The following is a 9,285-nucleotide window of genomic DNA, read 5'->3' as shown; positions in this document are numbered from 1 at the left end:
GTCCTACGTATAACTGAGCCCCATTAATAGCATCGGTCGAGCTGATGCCAATTAAGCCTGCGGCAACGTTTTGTATGCGACGTTCTGCACCCACAGAACCCACGCTAACAACACCTACAGGTGTTGAGCCAGCGAAGCTACCATAAGTGATTGTGCCAACGGTTCCGCTGGCCACTGCTGTTGTGCCGCCACTTGAAGCGGTCAGTGCAGTGGTCATGGCTGCATTGCTGCCCAAACCAACCGAGTTGTTTGCCGTAACGGTGATGTTGTTACCCAATGCAAATACGTCCGTTTGGGTCGCACCAATGGTGTTGTTGTTACCCACTGAGAATGAGTTGGCACCTAAAATGATACTGGGGTCACCGAATGCACCTGAGTTATTGCCAGACACTGTGTTGCCATAACCGATGCTGATTGAGCGGTTGCCTGAGGCCACAGCGCCTGTGCCTATAGCGATGCTGTTATTTCCACCTGCAGAAGCCCTGTATCCATTTGCTACTGAGGCCAAGCCACCCGCGACCGCATAAACACCAATGGATGAAGCAACATCTCCAGAGGCCACACTGCCAGCACCGATCGCTTGACTACCTACTCCTGTTGCACTTGTTGGCGTATAGGCCGTAAAATATGATGTACCAGACAAATCATCAGACCCTATCGCCACAGAACCAGTGCCTGTGGCTGTCGAATTACCCCCAATCGCCGTAGCCTGACTTCCCGCAAGGCTTAATGCGCCAAGAGCTAATGAGTCGCCGCTGCCATTGGCTATCGCTTTACGACCAAATGCAAAATTATTCTGACCAGAGATTGCCTGTGCACTCTCTCCAATTGCTACACTATAAGCACTAGCAGCTGTTGCAGAAAGCCCAATAGCGATTGAACTCGCCTGTAATGCAGTTGCAGAGGAACCTTGTGCTACTGAATCGGTGCCCACAGCCTTACTACCAGTCCCCAGTGCAACCGAACGAGCCCCAGAAGCCAATGTTTGCGAAGCCGACTCATATAAGGCACTCGCGCCAGCAGACGATCCAATCGCAACCGATTGAGCACCCGATGCAAAAGCAGAATCACCCAGTGCAATCGCCCCCGTGTTACTGGCTTGTGCCACATTACCCTGAGCTATCGAATAGAGACCTGAAGCTGTTGATTGTCGCCCCATGGCAATTGCGGTGTTGCCCGATGCCGTGTTGGCCACACCGATCACCACCACAGAACTCGCACTGGCAATATTTTGAAGGCCAATGGCTGTATCAAAGACACCCGCTGCACTATTACCCACACCCAAAACATAGGCAGCAAAAGTGTCCAAGGTATTGACACCAGCCGTGTTGGCATACCCCACAACAATAGAGCCTTGATAAGCCAAGTTTTTGTTACCAATCACCACCGCATCGGGTGACTGTCCAGAGGTACTGCCCAAGTAATCCGTAATCGAGCCAACACCTGTAAATCGATTGAGCACCCCCTGATAATTACGGCTACCTGCAGGAGGAGTTGCGGTTAATGAGTTTGTTGCCGTATCTCCTGAACCAATGATCACCTGAGCTTCTGCTGTTTCAGACAGTGGGATCGCGACAAGGGCCACAGCGACAGCCACAACGGCACGTCGGCTCTTTTTGCCTTTTGAGGTGGCAATTTCAGGTACCGCGACCCACGCGCCCGTTAATTCATTAAAAATACTGCGAAAATTCAAGTTCATAGCGTACTCCAAGGATAAATGCTGATGCAGAGGAATTTAGCGAACAAAGCTGGCAACTCGGTGCGAAAAATTAATTAAAACAGCATTAGGTGATTCAATGTTAAGCAATAACCTCAACAACTTAATATAAAAGTTACTAAGTATAAAAACACTTTTTAGTGCATTGATTGTCACATAAAAAAAGCAATGCTTCAGAATAAAATTCAATCATTTAGAATAATTGGTTAAAAATAATGAATTTAATTGATAAAAATACAGTTTATTTTTTATTCTACCGCCATTTTCTACACAAAACCACCAAAAAAACAGCGCAATAGGCTGTAAAAACGACGTATTAAAACAACACTTAAAGAAATTTTTATTAATCTGGAAAATTAAAATTTTTCATTTAACAAAAATAAAATATAAACAAAAAAAATTAACAAATTAAATTAAATAAAAAGTAAAATTAGCTGAAAATCACATGAACGTACAATCGTGCTCAAAAAATGAAGCTGTTGATGGCAGTGAAAAATAAACCCTAAAAACAATTACCTAAATAGCCGCATCTTTTTTCTTTAAATGGAACACTACGAACACGACCAGCATTAAGTGTAATTACCTATGCACAAAAAATTTCATCAATAACCTATAATTATTTTTAGTGTTATGTATTTTAATCGATCAATGGCAAAGACACGGTGACGGTGCAACCTTGTCCCAAGTCACTTTTAATATTAAGTCGCCCGTGATGTCGGCGAACGATGGATTGCACCATGCGCCAACCAATGCCCATACTGCCTCCAGCATCAGGTGCATGCTGTGGTGATGCCTTTTTCTCGTGAAGACCTTGAAGCAAGGCTTGCTGCAGTGACGCACTCATGCCCACCCCTTGATCTGTAATGAGCAGGGATATCCAATGGGGTTGGTTGATTGCATCGTGTTGCAGTTGAATGCTGACGGTGCTGTGTTCTGGGCTATAACGAATGGCATTGCTGATTAAATTAATGATTGCGCGCTCAATCAATTCGCCATCCACCAGCACCCAAGCGGCCACATCATCGTTATGCAACACATTGATTCGAATGTGCTTTTCTTGGGCTTGAATATTAATCCGCTCGACGGCGTAGTCTATTAAATATTGAAGCTGATGCTCTTCATACATCAGGTCTCCTGTTTGAGCATGGTTGAGCTCAACCAGGTCGCGCGCATATTGCAATGTGTCCTGTGCATTTTCTGTGATTTGGGCAAATAAAACATCATGGGGCATTTGCTCAGGGTTGCTTTTGTGCATGGCAATGGCCGACAGGATTGAAACCTGTGGTGTACGCAAGTCATGCGACAAATAGTCAATCAACTCTCGGTTTTGCACTTGAATTTGCTGTTGTGCAGACTGCAAGCGGTCAATGTGCTCAATGACACCTTGTAATGTGTGTGCATAGCTGAGATGCGCCGTCTCAACATTTGAATCAGGCAGCTGTATGCGAATTCCCTTTAATTGCCCTTCAAAATAACGCATGATGGCAGCGATTCTTCGCCAACTCCACAAGATATACGCAACCACCAAGAGCAATATCGTCGTGACCGGGGAAGCCCACAGGTGTTGCCACGTCAACAAATAGGCGCACAGCCCAAGCCACGCGCCCACCCATGTCAGTAACCAATAAAAATGCCATGTCTCATTGATAAATAAAAAACCAAGCATCAGCAGCAGCAAGGGCAACAGCGTGTACAACATCACCATTTTTTTTGACTCCAGCATGCTTAAGCTGCGCTGATTGAGCAAACCGTCAAAAACATTGGCATGAATCTCAACACCCGACATGATGCCAAAAGGGGTTTTATGCAAGTCACCCAAACCCACAGCTGTCGCACCCACAAAGACATATCGGTCTTGCAACTTCGATGCAGGAACCGTACCATTCAGTACATCGGCGTAGCTGACCCGATCATAGTGGTTCATGCCTCCAGTATAGGGAATGAGTACTTGATCAACGCGCGATGCATCGTACCCATCTAAAAGCAATGCGCTCATCGTGGGCAATATTTGACCGTCCAAATCATAGCCCATATACACTCTGCGCACCGTGTTGTCCGAATCTGGCGCTGCAGTCGCCAAGCCAACCTGTGCATATTGCAACAAAGGTTGAATCGGCATTTGCAGCTGAATGCCGTCTTCTGGATGACCCAAATCCAAAATATTGCCATTCGCAGAGGTCAATAAAGCTGGCAACACCCATTTGGGTAAACCTTTCGCCGAATGCGCCATGGCAGCGTCAGCCTTGAGATTGGATGACTCAACGAACAAAATGTCCATCAAAACACCCTTCGGATGGGCGGGTTTAATCGCATTGAGAAATTGTGCATGCACTTCACGCGACCACGGCCAACGACCCAGTTGATTTAAACTGGCATCATCTATTTCAACCAAAACAATGCGTTCATCTGCGGGCTGCTCCATTTGCCACATCAAACCATCGTACGTGACTTGATCCAAAGCATCGAAGGTGCCGTGAATTTTAATAAATGCACCCGAGCTTAACAGGAGCACAAGGATGAGCATCCATTCAAAAAAGAGCCGCAAGCGGCTCTTTTCAGGCATGTAAGAAGAAGAAGGCTTAGCCGTCATGATTTAGTACGGCGTATCGGGCTGATACAAGAAATGATCACTGCTGGCAAAGCCTTCGATGCCATTGGCATCAATCGCAGAGAACCTTACAAAATAAAACCCACTGTCCAAATGATTTAATTTCACATCGGGCGTTTTACTGTACCCCTCTTGCACCACAGACAAGAACTGCTCATCATAAGCCGCTTGAACATGGTATTGAACGGCTTTGCCCATGGCTGGCAACTTAAAACCCATGTCATAACCACGCACAACTGGAGACAATCCAGACAAATCAGGGGCTGGCAACATGGGAACTTTTTTGATGCCTTGCTGAGAGACCAACGCGCCATCCCCTCGCTCAAGCAAGGTTGCGGCAGCACACACCGATGGCCGCTGTGCCGCCACTAAACCGTCTGAAATGGCCGTTCGCGCTACATTTTCGCCCTCGCTGTATTGAACGCGAAATTGTGTGCCTCGCACACTCAATGTGACCGCAGGCGTGCGAATTTGATAACTGGTTTTGGTTTTATTTTTGGCGGTCGATTTGCTTGAGTCGGCCACATAATTTTCAACGCGCCCTTGCTTGAGTTCGATTTGTATGGGTGTTTGGCTGATGCGCTTCATATACACGGTGGAATTGCTCGGAATGACCAAACGACTCCCATCACTGGAACGAATGCTGGTAAAACCATCGCCCAATGTTTGCACAGTATCCCCATTTTTGATGGTGGTGAGTTGTCCACTGTCGTCAAAAAGTGGGCGAGACTTGCCATTGGCATCTGTTAACAGCACACCCCCATGTTGAGAAATGAGCGTGGGATTAGGAGCTCGCACATGTTTGACTTTATGCACGTGACCCCCTTTGACAACAGATTGGACTTTTCGAGGGACATTGACCAAAGGGTCACCATCGCAAGCTTCTTGTGCATAGGCCATAGACGTGACAAAAGCACCCATACACATGAGTGCTTGCAGTTGAGTGCCCCAAAGTACTTTTTTCATAAAAAAGGGTGTGCTTTCAAATGCGCTTTAATTTTTTAATCTTTTAAAACGCATCAGGTGTGTGTGTGATTATTGAAGGAGTCCAATCGATAACCAAAACCATATACAGGACGCAGAGCCCAACCATTGTCGACAGTCAACTCAAGCTTGTCTCGAATCAAATGAATGTGCGTTGTCAAAGAGCGCCCCGCCTCTTTTGTGTCTTTGTTCCAAATGCGTTGTAAAATCAACTCACGTGATAAATTGATGCCCACATTTTCAAATAACAGCTTGGCTAGATTATACTCTCGTTCGGTTAGTTTAATCAGTTGGCTCGCATGATCAACGGTGAGGTTAAAATCATCGAATACCGCCCCGTGTAAAGTATACACTTGCCCGCGTTCAGCTTGAGTCGGATGAGCTTGCAGCGATGCTTGTTGAGGCGCAATTTTTGATCGATCAATCAAGCGTTTGACCCGAACCAACAACTCATCAGGATAAAATGGCTTGATCATGTACTCATCGGCGCCTGCATTCAGCAGCTCAACCAATTCTTGACCGCTCTTGCGGCTGGTGAGCATGATCACAGGAATATATTGCTTCCGGTACTGACGCACCCATTGTAAGATAACATCACCGCTCATGTCTGGCACCACGCGATCGAGAATAATACAATCAAAGGTTTCTGTCTTGATGCGCTCCAACAAAGCCACACCGCTTTCAAAAGACAGCACTTCAATGGGCTCGTCCCAATTGTGCGGGCCGCCAATTAAAGCTTGCTCAACCATTTGTGAGTGTGTGTTGTTGTCATCAAGAACAGCAATTCGGATCATTCTTTACCCCCAAAAATATAGCCACCATACGGATCATCTTTAATTATAATCTTATTTATAAAAAAGCCTTTCGCCTTAATTTATATTATTAAAGCATTTTTGACAATCAACAACCACTCACAAAAAACCATTGATTTCCACATCTGCGCATTCAAAAATGCGGTCTCATTGGTGGCGAGACTCGGCCTCAAAGCCATCCACATGCCCCAAAGAACGATCTGGCGCCACAACGTCACGCACTTTTTGTTTAAGCAGCTTAATATCTGGAAAACCACCATCATCTTTACGCGACCACAGGCGTTGCGGCTCGCCATCATACTGATCTTCTCGGGCAATCCAAATCTCAAAAATGCCACCCATGCGCGGTTTTAACGTGATCTCAGTGATTTCGTCGGCAAAAGTGGATAACAATTCTTGCGCCATCCAATTGGCACGCAGCATCCAGTTGCATAAACGACAATACACAATGGTGATGTGCGCACCAACAATTTCATTTTCATCATCAATCGTGACGTGCTCTAACATGATGTCCTCCTAAAAAATCACTGCATTTAAAAATACACCATCATACGACAAAGTTTTACACTCGTGCATTAAAAAAAGCACTGAACTCATTGCGACTTCAGATCCGACCAAGTCACTTGTTTCGCACGCTTAAGCACACTATTTGCCAACACATAACCTGCACTAAAGTCCTCAGTCGCTTGCACAGGTTCAGCACCAGAGGGTTCAACTGGAACAGCCACTGGAGCACTCTCGGGCTCCACTGGCGATTTTTTTACCATGCTCGACACCGCCACCCCATTCAAAGTTTTGGGCTCTCTTTTTTGTAAAGCCTTGGGCGACTTAGGCGTTGGAGCGGCTGAGCGCACGACAGGCACGATCAGTGCATTTGAGGCTGCTTTTGAAACGCCTTCAATCGGAGTCGGATCCAACGTTCGATTGAGGTGGTCGTCCGCAGTTGCTTTCACCGTGTCAAATGCAGCGCGTTTGTGATTCAGCAAACCATTGATGAATCGAATGTCCTCATCGCTTAACCTTGATATGGCTGCTTTTAAATTCACATTGCCCACAACGGTATTGTATTGCGCTTGTGCCAAATCGTACTGGGTTTGTGCATGGGTTTGTTCGGCATTGAGCACGTCGATGTTGATGCGCATGCCCAAAGAACGGCCAATTTCATTGGATTTCACGGATGCGGCGGCGGATTGTTTGGCTGACTCCAAAGCTGCGATCGTTGCCAGTCCAGATACGGCTTGGTTATACGCCGTGCGTGTGGCCTGAGCAACTTGTGTTTCGGTGCTGCGCATGGTTTGATAACTTTTGGTTTTCAATGCTTCAGCTTCAAGTACTTGTGCGCTGATGAGACCGCCATCAAAAATCGGCATGGACACTTCCACGCCAAAATTTTGAACACTGGTGCTGGAGTCGTTCACCCGCTTTAAGCTGGTGCTTTTCCATGTTTGGTTGGCAGTCAAATTAACGATCGGCAAACGCTGTTGCGCTTTGCGCTTGACCTCCAACTCGGCCACTTGGTAAGCGATTTTTGCCAATTGAACGGCATAAGCCTCCTCGCGCGCACGTGCGACCCATTTGTCTTGCGCATCAGGCACGGGCATTTTCAAACGCAAAGGTGCATTCAATGTGTCGATCGGCTCACGTTCATCGAGCGTTTGCCCCATCATGTCACCCAATGCTGAGCGCGCATTGATGGCTGTGCTTTGTGCATTGATGGCTGCTGCTTTGGCACGATAGTAGGCGGCTTCAGCTTCGTGGGTGTCGATCACAGTGGTGTTGCCCACTTCAAAACTGCGTTTGACGATTTTCAGCTGAATCCCAGTATTGCGCTCTTGCTCGGCCGCGATGGCGGCATTTTTTTCTGCCAATAAAGCGGTGAAATAGGCCTGAATGGTGCGGTTGATGAGGTCTTGCCGAGCTTGAGCCAACTGCAATACACCACCGCTGACGTTCAAATCAATTTGTTTGTAACCTGTGATTTTGTCCCATTGCAACAAAGGTTGAGTCATCGAAATCATCAAATTGGCGGGATAGGTTTTAACCACTCGCCCTGCGTTGCTTAAAAACGTTTCGGTATAACGTGTGTTGGTGTGTAAATAGCTGCCCGACAGGCTGATCGTTGGCAACAATGCGGCACGCGCTTGCTTTTTTTGTGCATCGGTCACGCCCTTTTGAGCGATTGCCGCTTGGTAGGTGGGGTCGTTGACGAGCGCCGCTTGAAAAGCTTGCTCTAAATCAAGGGCATGGGCGGTATTGGTTGTCAGTGCGCTTAAACCCAAAGAGGCGATCAAGAGGCAATGGATGGTGTTCTGTTTCATGAGGCTCGTTTGTTTTAAAATGCGAAAGCGCTGTGTGTGTGTGTTTGCGTCAAAGCAGGCGCAACCGTTTCAAATAAAGTGTCTTGCGTCCAGCTTGTTTCTGACGTGCGTTTAACAAGCACCGCATGCATCACGGCCGCATCTTCACAACCCACAATGGCAAACAAACGACCGCCCACCACAATGCGTTGTTTCAACCCTTGGGTCAGCTCCGCCACACTGCCCGCCAAAACCAGCACATCATATTGATCGGCTCCATTTTTCAGACCATTGCTCAGCTCATAATTCACATTGCGCACAGCATGTTGATTTAAGTTGTGTTGTGCGAAATGCAATATGGTTTCATTCAGTTCAAACACTGTGACACTTTTAGCAAATTTTGCCAACAAAGCCGTCAAGTAACCATCACCCAAACCCACTTGAGCAGCTGTTTCGGTTTTTTTGAGGTCAACCGCCTGTACAATTCGCGCCAAAACACGCGGGGTCAATAACGTGGTGTGCGTGTCAATGCCATCAATCACCAAAGGCAATTCTGTATCCATGTATGCAAAAGCCCGATGCGTCAGTGGCAAAAAACCCGCACGCGGCATATCATGCAAAGCGCGCAACACCTCAGGCTGGCTCACATCCCATGGGCGGATTTGTTGTTCAATCATATTAAATAATGCATCACGTTTCATACCAGCCTCATCCAATCAATCGGTTCAATTTGTTCAGCTCACTCAATGGCCGAACCCTACATATCAATCACAAAAGCCCCTACTTTTGCAGTGTGTTTAAAAGCAAAAGCGTCTGAGGTATAAGGTGAAAACCCAGCACAACACCCAAGAAAAGCCAAATCAATCC

Annotated in this window: 7 protein-coding genes and 2 pseudogenes; 1 reads left to right on the top strand and 8 read right to left on the bottom strand. The window is 46.8% G+C overall.

The genetic code is table 11. The annotated features are described in order from the left end of the window. Nucleotide 1: 1 nt before the first annotated feature. A pseudogene (locus tag DTO96_RS13195) lies at nucleotides 2-217 on the bottom strand (hypothetical protein); the annotation flags it as partial. Between DTO96_RS13195 and DTO96_RS03695 the strand changes: the two are divergent. Next, nucleotides 153-404, top strand: a complete 252-nt coding sequence (locus tag DTO96_RS03695; RefSeq protein WP_157964314.1) for a hypothetical protein — start codon at nucleotides 153-155, stop codon at nucleotides 402-404. The pseudogene DTO96_RS13195 and the gene DTO96_RS03695 sit on opposite strands and share 65 nt — an antisense overlap. A 251-nt stretch (nucleotides 405-655) precedes the next feature. Here the strand turns inward: DTO96_RS03695 and DTO96_RS13095 are convergent. The 7 genes and pseudogenes from DTO96_RS13095 to DTO96_RS03660 form a co-directional block, all read right to left on the bottom strand. Beyond that, a pseudogene (locus DTO96_RS13095) lies at nucleotides 656-1,699 on the bottom strand (ESPR-type extended signal peptide-containing protein); the annotation flags it as partial. A 655-nt stretch (nucleotides 1,700-2,354) separates the two neighbouring features. Then, complete coding sequence (locus DTO96_RS03685; RefSeq protein ID WP_114562265.1) at nucleotides 2,355-4,307, bottom strand: CHASE2 domain-containing protein; 1,953 nt, start codon at nucleotides 4,305-4,307, stop codon at nucleotides 2,355-2,357. Nucleotides 4,308-4,310: 3 nt separating this feature from the next. Beyond that, nucleotides 4,311-5,291: a FecR family protein gene (locus DTO96_RS03680; protein WP_114562264.1), complete on the bottom strand. Its 981-nt coding sequence runs from the start codon at nucleotides 5,289-5,291 to the stop codon at nucleotides 4,311-4,313. Between the two features lie 53 nt (nucleotides 5,292-5,344). Next, nucleotides 5,345-6,103: a response regulator transcription factor gene (locus DTO96_RS03675; RefSeq protein ID WP_114562263.1), complete on the bottom strand. Its 759-nt coding sequence runs from the start codon at nucleotides 6,101-6,103 to the stop codon at nucleotides 5,345-5,347. Between the two features lie 165 nt (nucleotides 6,104-6,268). Continuing rightward, nucleotides 6,269-6,628, bottom strand: a complete 360-nt coding sequence (locus DTO96_RS03670; protein ID WP_114562262.1) for an Rdx family protein — start codon at nucleotides 6,626-6,628, stop codon at nucleotides 6,269-6,271. An 86-nt stretch (nucleotides 6,629-6,714) separates the two neighbouring features. Then, nucleotides 6,715-8,439 carry a TolC family outer membrane protein gene (locus DTO96_RS03665; protein WP_114562261.1) on the bottom strand — a complete coding sequence of 575 codons (1,725 nt, stop codon included), beginning with the start codon at nucleotides 8,437-8,439 and terminating at the stop codon, nucleotides 6,715-6,717. A gap of 14 nt (nucleotides 8,440-8,453) precedes the next feature. Continuing rightward, nucleotides 8,454-9,119, bottom strand: coding sequence for a protein-L-isoaspartate O-methyltransferase family protein (locus DTO96_RS03660; protein WP_114562260.1), 666 nt, complete (start codon nucleotides 9,117-9,119; stop codon nucleotides 8,454-8,456). Between the last annotated feature and the right edge of the window lie 166 nt (nucleotides 9,120-9,285).

Origin of the sequence: Ephemeroptericola cinctiostellae, from assembly GCF_003339525.1 — a bacterium.
GTDB classification, from domain to species: Bacteria; Pseudomonadota; Gammaproteobacteria; order Burkholderiales; family Burkholderiaceae; genus Hydromonas; species Hydromonas cinctiostellae.
Note: the sequence above shows the minus strand (reverse complement) of the source record. Positions and strands in the feature narration are given on the sequence as shown.